Below are 18,231 nucleotides of genomic sequence, written 5' to 3' on the forward strand. Positions count from 1 at the left end.
TTTTCAGGTGCAGGTAACAAAGGGACGCCAAAATGTCACCACTTGGTGACATAACGCCCGGCGGCCACGGCACTGGCCATACTCGGTGACAAGGGTAGACCCGGCAGCAATACAGACTGCCAGGCGTGGTAGAGGTCCGGCTTGCCACCCCAGATCTTGGCGCTGGGCTGGTTTTTCGGGCTCAGTTCGTGGTGCCAGCTGCCGTGGGTTCGGTCGATGAAATGACTTTCACAGAACTTCCAGAAGCGCCGGTACCAGGTCTCGTAGTGCAGCTCTCCCGTGCGTTTGAGCAACGCCTGGGCAGCGGCGCTGGCTTCGCAATGGGTCCAGTGCAGGCGCTCGCGCACCACTGGGCGCTGGCTCCAGTCGAGGGTATAGACAATGCCGGGGGCACCGTCGACCGCCCAGGCATATTCGCAGGCGCTGGCGAACAGGCCCTTGGCGTCGGTCAACAACCAATCGGGGGTGACGAGCCCGGCGTCCAGGCGCGCAGCCTCAAGGTGCAACACCAACCGCGCCCATTCAAAGCCGTGGCCGGGGGTGATGCCGTAGGGGCGAAAACCGTCGGCCGGGTTGTCTTCGTTGTAACCGCGCAGGGGTTGCCAGTGGCTGTCGAAATGTTCGATCACCATGTCCCGGTTTTCCGCCGCATGGGTATGAATAATCCGCTCGACGATGCGCAGCGCCCGGTCGAGCCAGCGGGTTTCACCGGTGACATCCGCCAGGGCCAGGAAGGCTTCGGTGGCGTGCATGTTGCTGTTGGCGCCGCGATAGGCTTCGACACCGCTCCAGTCCTGGGCAAAGGACTCGAGCATCGCGCCCTCCTCTTCGCTCCAGAAGTACTGGTCGATGATGTGGGTCGCGTCGTTGAGCAAGGTCTGGGCGCCGGGTGCGCCGGCCACTACCGCAGAGCTGGCGGCCAGGGCCACAAAGGCGTGCAGGTAGGCGGCCTTGCCGGTGTTGCCATCGCGGGCATCGGGCTTGGCAAACCAGCCGCCGTGCCGAGCGTCGCGCAGCGGGCCGCTGAGGGCCGCGACACCGTGTTCCACGAGCTCGGCATAACCGGGCAAGCCCAGGCCGTGGGCCATGGCGAAGCTGTGGGTCATGCGGGCGGTGTTCATGGTTTCGGCGACGGCATCGGGCGGCAAGACGCCGTGGTCGTCGAGGTTGCCGAAGCCTTCAGGCAGCCTGGACGCCTTGGCGAATGACAGCAGGCGCTGGCCTTCAGTGGCAAGCCAGGCGTGATGGGCAGGTGCGTTCAGCCAACTACTGGCAGGCAGTGGTTGCGTGGTCATGATTAGCCCTTTTTATTATGTGCGGGATGACGGGAGTCTAAACAAGGGCGGGGCGAGGGCAAGTAACGAAGGAGGTAGGAAATGTCACCGAATGGTGACATTGAGTGTGCTAGGGCTTGTAGGAGTCATGCGCATGACTCCTACAAGGGATCAACATCATGGCTGCCCGAGTGGAGTGATCCGCGCCGGCTGGTTGATCTGCTGCTGCAGGTTCTGCACCTGGCTCTGCAAGGTGGTGACGTTGCGCGTGGTCTGGATGCGGAACACGTCGAACTCCTTGTTGGTCGGGCCGTCGGAGGCGGCCGCGCGGCTGTCCTGTTCGCTCTTGAGGACCACAAGGTCTTGCTCCAGGCGGGCAATCGCGGCCGCAGGGTTGCCCTGTTTTTTCAGCGCGGCGACGTCGGCGGAGAGTTCCTTGAAATCCGCGTCCCGGGACTTGAGGGTTGCCACGGCATCCGTCAGCGCCTGGACCTGGCCCTGCAACTGCGCGTTGGCGCCGGCCAGTTGGGTGGTGCTGGTGGTCATTTGCTCCAGGCGTTTATCGAGGTCAGTCGCCTGGCCCGCCACACCCAACTGCTGCTTGCCCTGCTCCAGCAACTGGGTTTCCAGCTGTTTGATCTGTAGCTTCAGGGCTTCACTGCCGTTATTCACATTGGCCTCGCTGGCCACCACCTTGCCGGAAATGTCCTGCAGGCGCCCCGCCGCTTCTTCGCTGATGCGCGCGAAGCTTTCCTGGGTCGCCACCAGTTGCTGGCCCATCAGGGAAATCTGCTGGAAGCTCCACCAGGCAAGGCCGGCAAAGGCGAACAGCAGCGCGCCGACCAATGCCCACAACGGCCCGGTACTGGCGCTCTTGACCTTGACGACCGGCGTTGGTCGGGAGCGCACGGACGTGGCTGGCGTAGGCTCAAAATCATCGTCGTCCGAGGTGTCAGCTCGCAGGCTGGGGACGTTGTCAAAGTCGTCGTTAGCATCGTTACGCATGAATCAACCTTAAATCCTTTGAGGTGGCATATGGATAGCCAAGCGCCGGAGTATAAACCCCTGGCCTGCCGCACTGATCGACCCCGGGTCGCAAATTCGGTTCCCGGTGTGTTGCCGGTTATTTAAGCCCCACGTCCTGGGCTTTCCACCAACTGCAAAACTCGTCGAGGGCCGCCCACAGGCTGACCTTGGGCTGGTAGTCGAGATAATGCCGTGCGCGGGTGATGTCGAGGGTGAAATCTTTGTTCATGACCTGCATGCCCAGCCGTGACAAAGCAGGTTCCGGGCGCCCTGGCCACATCGCGCAAAACGCCTCATTGAGCGCCGCAACACTGTAGGACAAGCCGTAGGACCGGTAACGGGTGACCTGAGGCATGTCCATTTGGCGCATCACGTAGTTCACCACATCCCACACCGGCACCGGGGTACCGTTGCTGATGTTGTAGGCCTTGCCCAACGCCGAGCCCGTCGCGAGCAAACCGCTGAGCAGGGCTTCATTGAGGTTGTGCACGCTGGTGAAATCGACCTTGTTCAGGCCATCGCCAACAATTGCCAGGCGGTTTTTGCGCTGCATTTTCAACAGGCGCGGGAAGATGCTCATGTCACCGGCGCCCGTGACAAACCGCGGGCGCAGGGCCAGTACTTCGAGGCCGAACTCCTGGGCGCCGAACACCTTTTGCTCCGCCAGGTATTTGGTGGCCGCATAGGGATGCTTGAAGCGCTTGGGCACCTGTTCTTCAGTCAGCCCCAGATGATCGCGGCCATCGAAGTAGATCGACGGCGACGACAGGTGTACCAGACGCCCGACCCGTTGTTTCAGGCAGGCCTCCACCACGTTTTCGGTGACGAGCACATTGCCCTGGTGGAAATCCTGGTAACGCCCCCACAACCCCACGGCCCCGGCGCAGTGCACCACGGCTTCGACGTCGCGACACAACTCGCGCACCAGGTCCGGATCATTCAAATCACCCTGGATAAACTCGGCGCCGCGCCGTACCAAGTGTTCCACACCCTCGGCCCGCCGCCCGTTGACCCGCACGTCCAGGCCCTGCTCCAGGGCGAAACGCGCAAAACGCCCGCCAATGAAGCCGCTTGCGCCGGTGACCAGAATTTTCATGACTTACTCCGCATTCTTTCGTTTTTCATCGCTGTTGCCTTGACGCTGGCCATCACTCCAACGGCACCAACCATTGCCCCGTTGTGTGTGCCAGATGATCGGTCAGCAAGCCCAGCAATTGTCCACCACTGCGCCAATGATGCCAGTACAGCGGCACATCGATCGGCTTATCTGGCAATAACTCCACCAGAACGCCCCTTTCCAGTTGGTCACGCACCTGCAATTCGGGCACCAGGCCCCAGCCCAATCCGGCTTCCGTCAGGCGGATAAACCCTTCGGACGATGGGCATAAATGGTGTTCGAAACCACCGTCAACGCCCAGGGAAGCCAGGTAGCGATGCTGCAGGAAATCATCCGGCCCGAACACCAACGCCGGCGTGCGGGCCAGTTGATCGGCGCGTACGCCCTCGGGAAAGTGCCGAGCGACAAACGCCGGGCTGGCCAGCGCCCGGTAACGCATGGCACCGAGCAACAGGCTGCGGGCACCGGCCACCGGGCGTTCGCTGGCGCAAATGCAGGCCGCCACTTCGCCGGCGCGCATGCGCTTGAGGCCGACGGTCTGGTCTTCTACCACCAGGTCCAGCAGCAGGTGCTGCTCGGCGCAGAAGTCACTCACCGCCTCGGCCCACCAGGTAGCCAGGCTGTCGGCATTCAAGGCGATGCGCAGGCGCTCGGGCATGCCCTCTTCATCCAGCGCGGGCACCTGGCTTTGCAGGTCGCGCTCCAGCAGCCGTACCTGTTGCACGTGGTTGAGCAAACGACGGCCGATTTCAGTGGGGGTCGGCGGCGTGGCCCGTACCAGCACCGGCTGGCCGACTCGCGCTTCCAGCAGCTTGATGCGCTGGGAAATCGCCGACTGGGAGATTCCCAGCACCTGAGCGCCCCGCTCAAACCCGGCTTGTTCCACCACCGCTGCGAGGGCGGAAAGCAATTTATAGTCGAACATCAGTTTTCCTAATGAGCGATCAGCAATATTGGTTTTTCTTATACAGCTTTGAACGGGAGAATAGCCAGCATCGCTTCTTCTTATTCAAGGACCCTCCACATGGCTGGCGAAACCGCCCTGGCAACCCTGCTGCGCAGCATGAGCCCACACCTCAACGAGGGCGACTACGTGTTCTGCACCCTGGCCGACAGCCGCATCCCCGAGGGATGCGAAGTGATCGGCAGCTTCCGCGAGCAGGAAGGCCTGACGCTGATCGTCGAGCGCCAGCAGGCTGAAAAGGCCGGGCTGGCGTTCGAGTATGTCGCGGCGTGGATCACCCTCAATGTGCATTCTGCCTTGGAAGCCGTGGGCCTGACCGCCGCGTTTGCCACAGCCCTGGGCACCGCCGGGATCAGCTGCAACGTGATTGCCGGCTACTACCACGATCACCTGTTTGTCGGCCGCGCCGATGCCGAGCGCGCCATGACGGTGTTGCGGCAATTGGCGGCGGGCGGGGAGTAAATCCTATGTGGCAAAGTTATATGAACGGCTTGCTGGTGGCCTTCGGCTTGATCATGGCGATTGGCACCCAGAACGCCTTTGTCCTGGCGCAAAGCCTGCGCCGTGAACATCACCTGCCTGTGGCGGCCTTGTGCGTGGTGTGCGATGCCATCCTGGTGGCGGCCGGTGTGTTCGGCCTGGCCACCGTGCTGGCGCATAACCCGGTACTGCTGGCGATCGCCCGGTGGGGCGGCGCGGCGTTCCTGTTGTGGTACGGCACCCTTGCCCTGCGCCGGGCCTGTTCGAAACAAAGCCTGGGCCAGGGCGAGCACCTCAAGGTGCGCTCCCTGAAGGCGGTGATGCTCAGCGCCCTGGCGGTGACCTTGCTCAACCCCCATGTGTATCTGGACACCGTCTTGTTGATCGGCTCCCTCGGCGCCCAGCAAACCGAACCCGGCGCTTACGTGGCCGGTGCCGCCAGCGCTTCACTGCTGTGGTTCATGACCCTGGCACTGGGCGCGGCATGGCTGGCACCGTGGCTGGCGCGCCCCGCCACCTGGCGGATTCTGGACCTGCTGGTGGCCGCCATGATGTTCAGCGTGGCCTATCAATTAATCAGCGCAGCGTAGATATTCCAAAACGCTCTGGAACCTCTATCCCACACAGTTGTTGCGTGGTTTTGCCGCACCCCCGGTGCTATGATCCAGCCCCTGCGCCGCAAAGAGTACAAACTCCCCGGCGCTTGTTTGGCCGCCCGTGATCGGCCTTGCGCTCACCGCAACTGACCTGATTAGGAGAATCATCATGGCTTTCGAATTGCCGCCGCTGCCCTACGCACACGATGCCCTGCAGCCGCACATTTCCAAGGAAACCTTGGAATATCACCACGACAAGCACCACAACACCTATGTCGTGAACCTGAACAACCTGGTGCCTGGCACCGAGTTCGAAGGCAAGACCCTGGAAGAAATCGTCAAGTCTTCTTCGGGCGGCATCTTCAACAACGCCGCTCAGGTCTGGAACCACACCTTCTACTGGAACTGCCTGGCGCCAAACGCCGGCGGTCAACCTACCGGCGCACTGGCTGAGGCGATCAACGCCGCCTTCGGTTCGTTCGACAAGTTCAAGGAAGAGTTCACCAAGACTTCCGTCGGCACCTTCGGTTCCGGTTGGGGCTGGCTGGTGAAAAAGGCTGACGGTTCCCTGGCCCTGGCCAGCACCATCGGCGCCGGCAACCCGCTGACCAGCGGCGACACCCCGCTGCTGACCTGCGACGTCTGGGAACACGCTTACTACATCGACTACCGCAACGTGCGTCCAAAGTATGTGGAAGCGTTCTGGAACCTGGTCAACTGGAAGTTCGTGGCTGAGCAGTTCGAAGGCAAAACCTTCACCGCTTAAGTACTGCTTGCAGTAGAGAGAGCCCGGCGATTGCCGGGCTTTTTTGTGGGCATAACAATTTGTCATCCCTGCGCCGGAACTCACTAATAGTCTTTTGCCACGTAATCAACGAGAGGAATTGATCTCTCTTACCTGTCGGAGAAATAACAATGACAATAGGCGCACTGGCAGCACTTCCTGTAGTAGGCGACTTGTTAAAAGCAGCGATTCCTGTGGTTGGCGATATCGTCAAGGCGGTCACGCCATTGATCCAACCCTTCGCAGATGCCCTGGCTAAGAAGATAGGAGGCGAGGAGCAGGAGTCCCCAAGCAAGTCCATCGAGTTCTCCAAAGGCTTGGACGCTGAAAAGCTGACGATTACCTTCAAGTCCTAACAGCAACGCCACCCTTTATCCCTGCGCCGGGCCAGAGCGGGATGTTGCATGGCACAAACTGAAAAAAACAGCACGCAAGAGATGGCGGAAAGACCTCTCTCCGCCCCCTCTTGCGACACAGGATCGACAGGGATAAACAAGCCCTCATCAGAACTTGATTTGCTGCTGTTGATTCATAGCGCTCCCAGCAAAATTGCTTACAGCGCCCAACGCCTGTTTTGCGACGTCTGCCGCCACGCCTGCTGCCTGGCCTACCAAGGGAAGGACCACGGGTGCCAACGCTGCGGCGGCCGCTCCTGCTGCGATCATAAGTAAATACTCCGAAATAGAATGAAAGGCGTATTCCTCTCCCGACCTGAGTGAACCGTTGCGGAAATTTAGTTCCACTTTTCGTAACTTTTTGCGCCTGCCGCAATGTCCCTTTGACTGCCCTCACTGGATTGCCAATACTCATGGCATATTGAGGCTACCCGCATGGAACAAGGAATAACCCTTTGAAGCTGGAACTCAAAAACAGCTTGTCGGTGAAGTTGCTACGGGTGGTACTGCTTTCGGCATTGGCAGTGGGCGTGGTACTGAGCGCGGCGCAGATCGTCTTTGATGCGTACAAGACGCGCCAGGCCGTGGCCGGTGACGCCCAGCGCATCCTCGACATGTTTCGCGACCCCTCGACCCAGGCCGTCTACAGCCTGGACCGGGAGATGGGCATGCAGGTCATCGAAGGCCTGTTCCAGGACGATGCCGTGCGCATGGCCTCCATCGGCCACCCCAACGAAACCATGCTCGCGGAAAAAACCCGCGACCTGCAACAATCCCCGAGCCGCTGGCTGACCGACCTGATTCTGGGCCAGGAGCGCACTTTCACCACGCCGCTGGTGGGGCGCGGGCCTTACAGCGAGTACTACGGTGACCTGAGCATCACCCTCGACACCGCCACCTACGGCAAAGGGTTTCTCGTCAGCTCAGTGATCATTTTTATCTCCGGGGTGCTGCGAGCCCTGGCCATGGGCCTGGTGTTGTACCTGGTTTATCACTGGCTGCTGACCAAGCCGCTCTCGCGAATCATAGAGCACCTGAGTTCGATCAACCCCGACCGCCCCAGCGAGCACAAGATCCCGCAGCTGAAAGGCCACGAGAAAAACGAACTGGGGATCTGGATCAACACCGCCAACCAGTTGCTCGAATCCATCGAGCGCAATACGCACTTGCGCCATGAGGCGGAAAACAGCCTGCTGCGCATGGCCCAATACGACTTTCTCACCGGTTTGCCGAACCGCCAGAAACTGCAGGAGCAACTGGACAAGATCCTGATCGACGCCGGCCGCCGGCAACGTCGGGTCGCCGTGTTGTGTGTGGGGCTGGATGACTTCAAAAGCGTCAACGAGCAGTTCACCTACCAGGCCGGCGACCAGTTGCTGCTGGCCCTCGCCGACCGCCTGCGCGCCCACAGCGGCCGCCTGGGTGCCCTGGCCCGACTGGGCGGCGACCAGTTCGCCCTGGTGCAGGCCGATATCGAGCAGCCTTATGAAGCCGCCGAGCTGGCACAAAGCATCCTCGATGACCTGGAAGCGGAGTTCGCCCTCGACGATGGGCACGAGCAAATCCGCCTGCGCGCCACCATCGGCATCACCCTGTTCCCGGAAGACGGCGACAGCACCGAGAAGTTGCTGCAAAAAGCCGAACAGACCATGACCCTGGCCAAGAGCCGCTCGCGCAACCGCTACCAGTTCTATATCGCCAGCGTCGACAGCGAAATGCGCCGCCGCCGCGAGCTGGAAAAAGACTTGCGCGATGCCTTGAGCCGTGAGCAGTTCCACCTGGTGTACCAGCCACAGATCAGCTACCTCGACCACCGCGTGGTGGGGATCGAAGCCTTGATTCGCTGGCAGCACCCGGAGCACGGCCTGGTGCCACCCGACCTGTTTATCCCGCTGGCGGAACAGAACGGCACCATCATTGCCATCGGCGAATGGGTCCTGGACCAGGCCTGCCGGCAACTGCGGGAATGGCACGACCTGGGTTTCACCGAGCTGCGCATGGCGGTCAACCTGTCGACGGTGCAACTGCACCACGCCGAGCTCCCACGGGTGGTCAACAACCTGCTGCAAATCTACCGCCTGCCGCCCCGTAGCCTGGAGCTGGAAGTCACCGAGACCGGCCTGATGGAAGACATCAGCACCGCCGCACAGCACCTGCTGAGCCTGCGCCGCTCCGGCGCGCTGATTGCGATTGATGACTTCGGCACCGGCTATTCGTCCCTGAGCTATCTGAAAAGCCTGCCGCTGGACAAGATCAAGATCGACAAGAGTTTCGTCCAGGACCTGCTGGATGACGACGACGATGCGACCATCGTGCGGGCGATCATCCAGCTCGGCAAAAGCCTCGGCATGCAGGTGATCGCCGAAGGCGTGGAGACCGCCGAACAGGAGGCCTACATCATCTCCGAGGGCTGTCACGAAGGTCAGGGCTACCACTACAGCAAACCCCTGCCGGCGCGGGAGTTGGTGGCCTATTTGAAACAGGCCCAGCGCAACAACGCCGCCATTCTCTGAGGCGATGCCGGCCACCGGGAGCACGCGCACCGGTGGCCGGCAAATCGATACTAAATATTTCCTACTTATAACCCTTTACACAAAATGCAAATCTTTCGCATTATGTCGCAGTTTTGCGCGCCCCCCGCGTGCCCCATCAACAACCGAAGCAGGATGTTCGCCATGATTCGTATGCCCCTGGCCACCGCCAGCCTTCTCGCCATTGCCATTTCGCTCGCCGGTTGCGGTGAAGGCAAAGACAAGGCCGCCGCGCCTCAAGCCCCGGCCGCCGCCAGCACTACCGCCCCGGCGGCTGCCCCGGCAGGCCAGGTTGACGAAGCCGCCGCCAAGGCGGTGGTCGCGCATTACGCAGACATGGTGTTCGCGGTGTACAGCGATGCCGAGTCCACCGCGAAAACCCTGCAAACCGCGATCGACACCTTCCTCGCCAACCCGAACGACGACACCCTGAAAGCGGCCCGTACCGCCTGGATCGCCGCTCGTGTGCCCTACCTACAGAGTGAAGTGTTCCGTTTCGGCAACACCATCATTGACGACTGGGAAGGCCAGGTGAACGCCTGGCCCCTGGACGAAGGCCTGATCGACTACGTCGACAAGACCTACGAACACGCCCTGGGCAACCCTGGTGCCACCGCCAACATCATTGCCAATAACGAGATCCAGGTCGGCGAAGACAAGGTCGACGTGAAAGACATCACTCCGGAAAAACTCGCCAGCCTGAATGAGCTGGGCGGTTCCGAGGCCAACGTTGCCACCGGCTACCACGCGATTGAATTCCTGCTCTGGGGCCAGGACCTGAACGGCACCGGCCCGGGCGCCGGCAACCGTCCAGCCTCGGACTACATGACCGGTGATGGCGCCACTGGCGGCCACAACGAGCGTCGCCGCACCTACCTGCGCGCCGTGACGCAACTGTTGGTCAGCGACCTGGAAGAGATGGTCGGCAACTGGAAACCCAACGTCGAAGACAACTACCGCGCCACGCTGGAAGCAGAGCCTGCAACCGATGGCCTGCGCAAAATGCTGTTCGGCATGGGTAGCCTGTCCCTGGGCGAACTGGCCGGTGAGCGCATGAAGGTTTCCCTGGAAGCCAACTCGCCCGAAGACGAACAGGATTGCTTCAGCGACAACACCCACAACTCGCACTTCTATGACGCCAAGGGTATTCGTAACGTTTACCTGGGCGAGTACACCCGCACCGACGGCACCAAAATGACCGGCGCCAGCCTGTCGTCCCTGGTGGCCAAGGCGGACCCGGCTGCCGACGCAACCCTGAAGGCTGACCTGGCATCGACCGAAGCGAAGATCCAGGTGATGGTGGATCACGCCAACAACGGTGAGCACTACGACCAACTAATCGCCGCCGGTAACGACAAAGGCAATCAGATCGTGCGTGATGCCATCGCCGCGCTGGTGAAGCAGACCGGTTCGATCGAACAGGCCGCTGGCAAGCTGGGCATCAGCGACTTGAACCCGGATAACGCCGATCACGAGTTCTGATCACTGTGGCGAGCGGGCTTGCCCCGCGCTGGGCTGCGCAGCAGCCCTAATAGCAAACGCCGAGTTCTTCCTGAAAGAACCCGGCGTTTTTTTTGGGGCCGCTACGCAGCCCAGCGCGGGGCAAGCCCGCTCGCCACAAAAATCCCACTCACCACCGGGTTCATACCCTCTCAGCTGTGCCCCGGTTTACTTGCCCTGCACCGCAGGTAGAATGGCGCCTTTCCCTGTCACACCGAGCGGACCTCATGGCGTTGCCGACCTTACGGATAATCGGTTTCATTATCGGCATCTTCCTGATCACCCTGGCGATCGCCATGGTCATCCCCATGGCGACCCTGGTGTTTTTCGAACGCACCAGCGACCTGCCATCGTTCCTCTGGGCCAGCCTGATCACGTTCATCGCAGGCCTGGCGCTGGTCATCCCCGGTCGCCCGGAACACGTGCACCTGCGCCCGCGGGACATGTACCTCCTCACCGTGACCAGCTGGCTGGTGGTGTGCATCTTCGCCGCGCTGCCGTTCCTGCTGACCCAGCACATCAGCTACACCGACTCGTTCTTCGAAAGCATGTCCGGCATCACCGCCACGGGTTCCACGGTGCTCAGCGGCCTGGACACCATGTCCCCGGGCATCCTCATCTGGCGCTCCTTGCTGCACTGGCTCGGCGGCATCGGCTTTATCGGCATGGCGGTGGCGATCCTGCCGCTGCTGCGCATCGGCGGCATGCGCCTGTTCCAGACTGAATCTTCCGACCGCTCGGAAAAGGTCATGCCCCGCTCGCACATGGTGGCGCGCCTGATCGTGGCGGCCTACGTGGGCATCACCATCCTCGGCAGCCTGGCGTTCTGGTGGGCCGGCATGGGCCTGTTCGATGCGATCAACCATGCGATGTCGGCCATTTCCACCGGAGGGTTTTCCACCTCCGATGAATCCCTGGCCCACTGGAAACAACCAGCAGTGCACTGGGTGGCGGTGGTGGTGATGATCATGGGCAGCCTGCCGTTCACCCTGTATGTGGCCACGCTGCGGGGCAACCGCCGGGCGCTGATCAAGGACCAGCAGGTGCAAGGCTTGCTCGGTTTGCTGCTGGTGACCTGGCTGGTACTCGGCACTTGGTACTGGTGGACCACCGACTTGCATTGGCTGGACGCGCTGCGCCACGTGGCGGTAAACGTCACTTCAGTGGTGACCACCACCGGCTTTGCGTTGGGGGACTACAGCATCTGGGGCAATTTCTCGCTGATGCTGTTCTTCTACCTGGGCTTTGTGGGCGGCTGCTCCGGCTCTACCGCCGGCGGCATCAAGATCTTTCGGTTCCAGGTGGCCTACATCCTGCTCAAGGCCAACTTGAACCAGCTGATTCACCCGCGCGCGGTGATCAAGCAGAAGTACAACGGCCATCGCCTCGATGAAGAAATCGTGCGCTCGATCCTGACGTTTTCGTTTTTCTTCGCCATCACCATCTGCGCCATCGCCCTGGCCCTGTCGCTGCTGGGGCTGGACTGGATGACCGCGCTGACCGGCGCCGCCAGTACCGTGTCCGGCGTGGGCCCGGGCCTGGGGGAAACCATCGGCCCGGCCGGCAACTTCTCCACCCTGCCGGACGCCGCCAAGTGGATCCTGTCCCTGGGCATGCTGCTCGGCCGGCTGGAGATCATTACGGTGTTTGTGCTGTGCATTCCGGCGTTTTGGCGTCACTGACGGGCGCTTCCTGCAACCGCGCCCGGTACTCGCCGGGCGTGGCATCGAACCAACGACGGAACGCCCGGAAGAAGTTGCTCGGGTCGGCAAACCCCAACAGGTAGGCAATTTCCAGTAGGGTCATGCTCGGCTGCGCCAGGTATTGCTCGGCCAATTCGCGGCGAGTGTCGTCGAGCAGGGTCTGAAAACTGGTGCCCTCCTCCTGCAAGCGGCGCTGCAGGGTGCGCTGGGACAGGTGCAGCGTCTGCGCAACCACCTCGCGCTTGGGCTCGCCCTGGGGCAGCAACCGGCACAACACCTGGCGCGCCTTGTGGGTCACGCGGCTTTCGGAAAACCGCGCCAGGTACTCCCCGGCAAAACGATCATGCAGCAACGCCATCGCCTCGTTCGCCGTGGGCAACGGCGCTTCCATGTCCGCCCGCTCGAAGATCAGCGCGTCATAGGGCGCGTTGAACACCAGCGGTGCATGGAAGGCTTGTTTATAAGGCGCCAGGTCCGCCGGCTGATCGCCCTGCACCAGCACCTTGCGCGGCTGCAGAGTGCGCCCGGTCAACCAGCCGCACAACGCCAGCGCACTCGCCAGGGAGGCTTCGGCGCTTTGCCGGGTGGGCGGCAGGTGATCACCGTGCACGGTGAGAATCAGCGCATAGCCTTCGGGTAACAGTCGGAAACTCAGGTCGGCGCTTTCAGCAATGATCCGTTGGTAACGCACCAGCCGCATAAAGCCTTCGGCCAGGGTGTTGCTGGACATCAAGGCATAGCCGGCCACATGAAACGACGCCGGTCGCACCACCTTCCCCATGTTCAGGCCAATCGCCGGGTTGCCCGACAGCTCTACCGCGCGCTGCCAGAGCCGGGTCATGGAGTCCTGGGGGAAACGCGCATCCGGGTCGTTCAGCGCGGCGTAATCCAGGCCGAGCTGCTTGAACAAGGCACGGCAATCCAGGCCGTCCATCTCCAGCGCCTTGACTATCCCCATCGCCCAGCTTGCAGAAGTCGTTCGTTCGCTCATGGCGTTTTCTTAACAAGGAAGGCTGAAACGACAGCCAGGAATCCGAAGGATACTAAAGTGGCATCTATTGTCACTGGCTGTTACCACTGATGACTCTAGACTCAAATAAGCTCCCCGCCGAACATCTGTCGGGCAGAACAATAACCAGAGGGCCGACCACTGTGGAAAATGTCAGGCAATTCAACAGCTTCGCCGATTTCTACCCGTATTACCTGAGCGAACACGGCAACAGTACGTGCCGTCGCCTGCACTTTATCGGCACCAGCCTCGTTATCTTCATTCTTGCGTTCGCCATTGGCAAAGGCGCCTGGTGGCTGCTGCTGGCGCTGCCGGTTGCCGGCTACAGCTTTGCCTGGATCGGCCACTTCTTCTTTGAAAAGAATCGCCCGGCGACCTTCCAGCATCCGCTTTACAGCCTGCTGGGGGATTTTGTGATGTACCGCGACATGATCCTGGGCAAGGTGCCGTTCTAGCCCCGTCCCTCAAAAACAATAAGAGAGGCTTTGATGAACCAGCAGGCCCGCTTCACCCATATGCAGGACGGCACCCAGGAAGACTGGGCGATCATCGCCAAGGATTTCAGCGCCTACGCCCGGCAATTGCCCGGCCGGATCCTTGCGCATCTGCGGTTGCTGGAGGGCGACTTCGGCGGTTTCCCGGTGGACCGCCTGACCCATTCGCTGCAAACCGCCAGCCGTGCCTGGCACGACGGGCGCGATGAAGAATACGTGGTGTGCGCCCTGCTCCATGACATCGGCGACACCCTGGGCTCCTACAACCACCCGGACATCGCCGCCGCGATCCTCAAGCCGTTTGTAAGCCCCGAGAACCTGTGGATGGTGGAGAAGCACGGGATCTTTCAGGGCTACTACTTCTTCCATCACCTGGGGATGGACCGCCACCTGCGCGAGCAATTTGGCGACCATCCGCAGTACCGCCAAACCATCGAGTTCTGCGCGCAGTACGACGCGGCAGCGTTCGATCCGGCCTACGACACCCTGCCGCTGAGCTTCTTCGAACCGATGCTGGCACGGCTGTTTGCCCAGCCGAAGAACTCGCTCTACAAGGCCGCGATGGAGCGTCAGGGCTAAACCGGCAGCAACGTGCCGCCCTGGCCGGTCTGGGCGACTGGCTCGGGGCCTTTAACAATCTCCCGGGCCACGGTCAGGATGATGATGGCGGCGATGATGTCGAAAATCGCCAGCACCACAAACAGCGGGCTGTAGCCGACCTTGGTCACCAGCACACCGAACACGGCGGTAAATGCAGCGGCCCCGATAAACCCGCACATCTGCCCGCCGCCGGTCGCGGTGGCCACGTCGTTCTTGCCAAACGAGTCCGAGGCGATGGAAAACAGCGCGCCCGACAAAGTCTGGTGGGCGAAACCGCCGACGCACAGCAGGGCAATCGCGGTGTATGCGCTGTCTACGAGGCCGATGCAGGCCGGGCCGATCATGCACAGGCAGCCGAACAACATCACCAGCTTGCGCGACGTGAACAGCGAGACCTTGAAGTAGCGATGGAACAGCGGGCTCAGGTAGCCGCCCAGCACGCAGCCGATGTCGGCAGCGAGAAACGGCAGCCAGGCAAACAGCGCCATTTCCTTGATGTTCATGTGCCGCTCGGTCATCAGGTACAGCGGAATCCAGGCGTTGAAGGTCTGCCAGGCCGGCTCCGAGAGCATGCGCGCCGAGGCGATGGCGAAAAAATTGCGGCTCTTGAGGATGCGCTTCCAGCTGGCTTTCTTCTGCGCGCCTTCCTTGAGGTGGGTTTCCTGGCCGGCTTCGATGTACTCGCGCTCGGCCTGAGCGAGCAGGCGCTGGTCACGCGGGTGTTTGTACAGCAGCAGCCACAGCCCACTCCACACCAGGCCGATGCCGCCGACAATCAGGAACGCCAACTGCCAGCCGCTGTGCAAAATTGCCCAGACCACCAGTGGCGGCGCCAGCAACGCCCCAAACGAGGAGCCAAAGTTGAACCAGCCGATGGCGACGGAGCGCTCCTTGGCCGGGAACCACTCGGTAATCGCCTTGACGCCGCCGGGGAAACCCGCCGACTCCGTCAGCCCCAGCGCGCCACGGGCCACCGCCAGGCTCTGCCAACCGGTGGCAAACGCGGCCAGCGCGCACACCACCGACCAGGAAATGGCAAAGATCGCAAAGCCCATCTTGGTGCCAATCGCGTCGATTACATAACCGGCGATCGGCTGCATCAAGGCGTAGCACACCTGCCAGGCAACGACGATATGGGAGTACTGCTCAGTGGAGATGCTCAGGTCGGTCATCAGCGTGGGGGCTGCGACTGAGAGCGTGTTGCGGGCCAGGTAGTTAATAATCAGGCCGACCGTCATCAGCCCGACCATCCACCAACGGATGCCTTTGATTTTCATCGCTTCACCTTAATTATTTTTAGATTTGAGGCGTACGTTCTGCGACCGAGCGCATCCGTATTACGGGCGCTATAAAACTGTAACGTCATATGTCGTCATACAACTATTAGCGTTATATTCAGTCAGCAGCGCGATGTCAATCCGTTAAGGGTGATGTTGTACGATGACAATGGATCCACCTGTGGCGCCACGTCACTTGCGCAGCGGGATGAAGACGGGTTCATTTTCCGAGATAAAATCTTTCTGTCATTTACAGTGCTGTATCCTGCACAGGCTTTTTGAAAGCGCGGAATCACCTGCGATTGATAAAACAGATCTTGCGAGGAGCGACGACGATGCACGAAATCCCTAATCTCCCCTTCCCAAGCCTGCGCGAAACTGAGCAGCCAACCCCGCAACAGGCCGGCGCCAGCAAGCCCGAGCCAAAAGAGGCAAAACCGGTCGACCGCAAAAGCGAAGACTGAGTGCCGTACCCAGACCGTGTGGAAAGCGTGACATTGCGCGCTTTCCACACCGCCTGAACACCGTGAGCCCCGCCATGACCGACACCACCCCCGATACAGCCCTGCTCGACACTGCCCTGCAGATGGTCGATGTCTGGAACCGCCTCACCCCGGAAAAACAGGCACTCCTGCTCAAGCGCTTCGGCACCCAGGAAAACGCCCTCGCCGCGCTGGTGACCACGCAACTGCTCAACCCCGCCGATCGCTAAAAGTTTGGTTTCCTGCCCCCGCGCACGCCCAGCATCGGTATCATAAGCAGCCTATCTTTTCCTGCTGCGACAGTGGACCTCTCCCCATGCCAGATACCCAGCGCCCCATGGCGGTCACGCTGCAAGTCGTTTCCATCGTCCTGTTCACCTTTATCGGCTACCTGAACATCGGCATTCCGCTGGCCGTGTTGCCGGGCTATGTGCACAGCGACCTGGGCTTTGGCGCCGTGATCGCGGGCCTGGTGATCAGCGTGCAGTACCTGGCCACCCTGCTGAGCCGGCCCTATGCCGGGCGCATCATCGATAACCGCGGCAGCAAACGCGCCGTCATGTACGGCCTGGCCGGTTGCGGGTTAAGCGGCGTGTTCATGTTGCTCTCGGCGTGGTTATCGCACCTGCCGGCGTTGAGCCTCACCAGCCTGCTGATCGGCCGCCTGGTGCTGGGCAGCGCTGAAAGCCTGGTGGGCTCTGGCTCCATCGGCTGGGGCATCGGCCGGGTCGGCGCGGCGAACACCGCCAAGGTCATCTCCTGGAACGGCATCGCCAGCTACGGCGCCCTGGCCATCGGTGCGCCGCTGGGGGTGTTGCTGGTCAGTCATTTCGGGCTGTGGAGCATGGGTGTCAGCATCATCCTGCTGGCGGTGCTGGGCCTGCTGCTGGCCTGGCCGAAAGTCGCCGCGCCGATCGTGGTGGGCGAGCGCCTGCCGTTCATGCATGTACTGGGACGCGTGCTGCCCCACGGCTGCGGGCTGGCGTTGGGCTCGATCGGGTTTGGCACCATCGCTACCTTCATCACCTTGTATTACGCGACCCAGCATTGGGATAACGCCGTGCTGTGCCTGAGCCTGTTTGGTGCCAGCTTTATCGGGGCGCGGTTGCTGTTCGGGAATTTGATCAACCGGATTGGCGGGTTTCGCGTGGCGATTGCCTGCCTGTCGGTAGAGACCCTGGGCCTGCTGCTGTTGTGGCTAGCGCCGGATCCTCATCTCGCACTGGCGGGTGCGGCGTTGAGCGGGTTTGGCTTTTCCCTGGTGTTTCCGGCGCTGGGGGTGGAGGCGGTCAACCTGGTGCCCGCTTCAAGCCGGGGCGCGGCGGTGGGTGCGTATTCGCTGTTTATCGACTTGTCGCTGGGGATCACCGGGCCGTTGGCCGGGGCGATTGCGGCGGGGTTCGGGTTTGCCTCGATCTTCCTGTTTGCGGCGATCGCGGCGTTTGGCGGGCTGCTGTTGAGCCTGTACTTGTACCGGCAGGCGCCGAAGTATCGCGAAGAACGGGAAGCGAGCTAGAAGTCGACCTTGCCGCGCCCGGCCTTGATGCTGCCGCGTTTGGTCTTGGATTCAAGGCGGCGCTTTTTTGAGCCCAGGGTGGGTTTGGTGGGGCGGCGTTTCTTTTCGACCTTGGTGGCGCTCTGGATCAGCTCGACCAAACGCTCGAGGGCGTCGGCGCGGTTCTGTTCCTGGGTGCGGTATTGCTGGGCCTTGAGGATCAGCACGCCTTCGCTGGTGATGCGGCTGTCGCGCAGGGCCAGCAGGCGTTCCTTGTAGAAGTCAGGCAGGGACGAGGCCGGTATGTCGAAACGCAGGTGCACGGCGCTGGAAACCTTGTTGACGTTCTGACCGCCGGCGCCTTGGGCGCGGATGGCCGTCAACTCGATCTCGGCGTCGGGGAGGTGCACGTTGTTGGAAATCACCAGCATTTTTTGATCGGGCCTTGGGGGTGGGGGGTGAGGATACGCCAATGTGGTGGGCTTCTGGGCACCGGGGGTATAT

At 61.6% G+C, this 18,231-nt stretch carries 19 protein-coding genes; 12 read left to right on the top strand and 7 right to left on the bottom strand.

Going from position 1 to position 18,231, the window contains the following annotated elements:
- Positions 1-35 precede the first annotated feature (35 nt).
- The 4 genes from HKK54_RS02800 to HKK54_RS02815 form a co-directional block, all read right to left on the bottom strand.
- Entirely contained in the window at positions 36-1,295 is a 1,260-nt protein-coding gene (locus tag HKK54_RS02800; protein WP_169386103.1) for a D-mannose isomerase, read from the bottom strand.
- Positions 1,296-1,451: 156 nt separating this feature from the next.
- Positions 1,452-2,279: an ATPase gene (locus tag HKK54_RS02805; protein WP_010169869.1), complete on the bottom strand. Its 828-nt coding sequence runs from the start codon at positions 2,277-2,279 to the stop codon at positions 1,452-1,454.
- Positions 2,280-2,397: 118 nt separating this feature from the next.
- Complete coding sequence (locus HKK54_RS02810) at positions 2,398-3,396, bottom strand: NAD-dependent epimerase/dehydratase family protein (RefSeq protein WP_010169870.1); 999 nt, start codon at positions 3,394-3,396, stop codon at positions 2,398-2,400.
- 52 nt (positions 3,397-3,448) lie between these two features.
- Complete coding sequence (locus HKK54_RS02815; protein ID WP_169386104.1) at positions 3,449-4,342, bottom strand: LysR family transcriptional regulator ArgP; 894 nt, start codon at positions 4,340-4,342, stop codon at positions 3,449-3,451.
- A 99-nt stretch (positions 4,343-4,441) separates the two neighbouring features.
- On the opposite strand from HKK54_RS02815, the gene HKK54_RS02820 reads away from it, so the two are divergent.
- The 7 genes from HKK54_RS02820 (at position 4,442) to HKK54_RS02850 (ending at position 12,349) form a co-directional block, all read left to right on the top strand.
- Positions 4,442-4,843 carry an ACT domain-containing protein gene (locus HKK54_RS02820; protein ID WP_169386105.1) on the top strand — a complete coding sequence of 134 codons (402 nt, stop codon included), beginning with the start codon at positions 4,442-4,444 and terminating at the stop codon, positions 4,841-4,843.
- 5 nt (positions 4,844-4,848) lie between these two features.
- Positions 4,849-5,451, top strand: coding sequence for a LysE/ArgO family amino acid transporter (locus HKK54_RS02825; RefSeq protein ID WP_010169873.1), 603 nt, complete (start codon positions 4,849-4,851; stop codon positions 5,449-5,451).
- A gap of 175 nt (positions 5,452-5,626) precedes the next feature.
- Positions 5,627-6,223 carry a superoxide dismutase gene (locus tag HKK54_RS02830; RefSeq protein ID WP_003212997.1) on the top strand — a complete coding sequence of 199 codons (597 nt, stop codon included), beginning with the start codon at positions 5,627-5,629 and terminating at the stop codon, positions 6,221-6,223.
- Between the two features lie 149 nt (positions 6,224-6,372).
- Positions 6,373-6,597, top strand: a complete 225-nt coding sequence (locus tag HKK54_RS02835; protein ID WP_010169874.1) for a hypothetical protein — start codon at positions 6,373-6,375, stop codon at positions 6,595-6,597.
- A gap of 494 nt (positions 6,598-7,091) precedes the next feature.
- Positions 7,092-9,149, top strand: coding sequence for a putative bifunctional diguanylate cyclase/phosphodiesterase (locus HKK54_RS02840; RefSeq protein ID WP_010169875.1), 2,058 nt, complete (start codon positions 7,092-7,094; stop codon positions 9,147-9,149).
- Positions 9,150-9,311: 162 nt separating this feature from the next.
- On the top strand, positions 9,312-10,649 hold the full coding sequence (locus HKK54_RS02845; protein ID WP_010169876.1) for an imelysin family protein: 1,338 nt from the start codon (positions 9,312-9,314) through the stop codon (positions 10,647-10,649).
- Positions 10,650-10,894: 245 nt separating this feature from the next.
- The gene (locus HKK54_RS02850) at positions 10,895-12,349 is read left to right on the top strand and encodes a TrkH family potassium uptake protein (protein ID WP_010169877.1); all 1,455 of its coding nucleotides are present in this window, start codon (positions 10,895-10,897) and stop codon (positions 12,347-12,349) included.
- Here HKK54_RS02850 and HKK54_RS02855 read toward each other — a convergent pair.
- A complete protein-coding gene (locus HKK54_RS02855) occupies positions 12,306-13,361 on the bottom strand; it encodes an AraC family transcriptional regulator (protein WP_010169878.1) in 1,056 nt (351 codons plus the stop codon). The two genes, HKK54_RS02850 and HKK54_RS02855, sit on opposite strands and share 44 nt — an antisense overlap.
- A gap of 161 nt (positions 13,362-13,522) precedes the next feature.
- Here HKK54_RS02855 and HKK54_RS02860 point away from each other — a divergent pair, with 161 nt between their 5' ends.
- Together HKK54_RS02860 and HKK54_RS02865 are read left to right on the top strand one after the other, a co-directional pair.
- Complete coding sequence (locus HKK54_RS02860; RefSeq protein WP_017475724.1) at positions 13,523-13,834, top strand: DUF962 domain-containing protein; 312 nt, start codon at positions 13,523-13,525, stop codon at positions 13,832-13,834.
- A 33-nt stretch (positions 13,835-13,867) separates the two neighbouring features.
- The gene (locus tag HKK54_RS02865) at positions 13,868-14,452 is read left to right on the top strand and encodes an HD domain-containing protein (RefSeq protein ID WP_169386106.1); all 585 of its coding nucleotides are present in this window, start codon (positions 13,868-13,870) and stop codon (positions 14,450-14,452) included.
- Here HKK54_RS02865 and HKK54_RS02870 read toward each other — a convergent pair.
- Positions 14,449-15,723: an MFS transporter gene (locus tag HKK54_RS02870; protein ID WP_169389237.1), complete on the bottom strand. Its 1,275-nt coding sequence runs from the start codon at positions 15,721-15,723 to the stop codon at positions 14,449-14,451. The two genes, HKK54_RS02865 and HKK54_RS02870, sit on opposite strands and share 4 nt — an antisense overlap.
- Positions 15,724-16,085: 362 nt before the next feature.
- Here HKK54_RS02870 and HKK54_RS33775 point away from each other — a divergent pair, with 362 nt between their 5' ends.
- The 3 genes from HKK54_RS33775 (at position 16,086) to HKK54_RS02880 (ending at position 17,748) form a co-directional block, all read left to right on the top strand.
- Entirely contained in the window at positions 16,086-16,214 is a 129-nt protein-coding gene (locus tag HKK54_RS33775) for a hypothetical protein (RefSeq protein WP_010169882.1), read from the top strand.
- Positions 16,215-16,288: 74 nt separating this feature from the next.
- On the top strand, positions 16,289-16,462 hold the full coding sequence (locus HKK54_RS02875) for a hypothetical protein (RefSeq protein ID WP_010169883.1): 174 nt from the start codon (positions 16,289-16,291) through the stop codon (positions 16,460-16,462).
- Positions 16,463-16,548: 86 nt separating this feature from the next.
- On the top strand, positions 16,549-17,748 hold the full coding sequence (locus tag HKK54_RS02880) for an MFS transporter (protein ID WP_010169884.1): 1,200 nt from the start codon (positions 16,549-16,551) through the stop codon (positions 17,746-17,748).
- Here HKK54_RS02880 and arfB read toward each other — a convergent pair.
- Positions 17,745-18,158 carry an alternative ribosome rescue aminoacyl-tRNA hydrolase ArfB gene (arfB, locus tag HKK54_RS02885; RefSeq protein WP_010169885.1) on the bottom strand — a complete coding sequence of 138 codons (414 nt, stop codon included), beginning with the start codon at positions 18,156-18,158 and terminating at the stop codon, positions 17,745-17,747. The two genes, HKK54_RS02880 and arfB, sit on opposite strands and share 4 nt — an antisense overlap.
- Between the last annotated feature and the right edge of the window lie 73 nt (positions 18,159-18,231).

The sequence above is a fragment of the Pseudomonas sp. ADAK13 genome, assembly GCF_012935715.1.
Taxonomy (GTDB): Bacteria; Pseudomonadota; Gammaproteobacteria; order Pseudomonadales; family Pseudomonadaceae; genus Aquipseudomonas.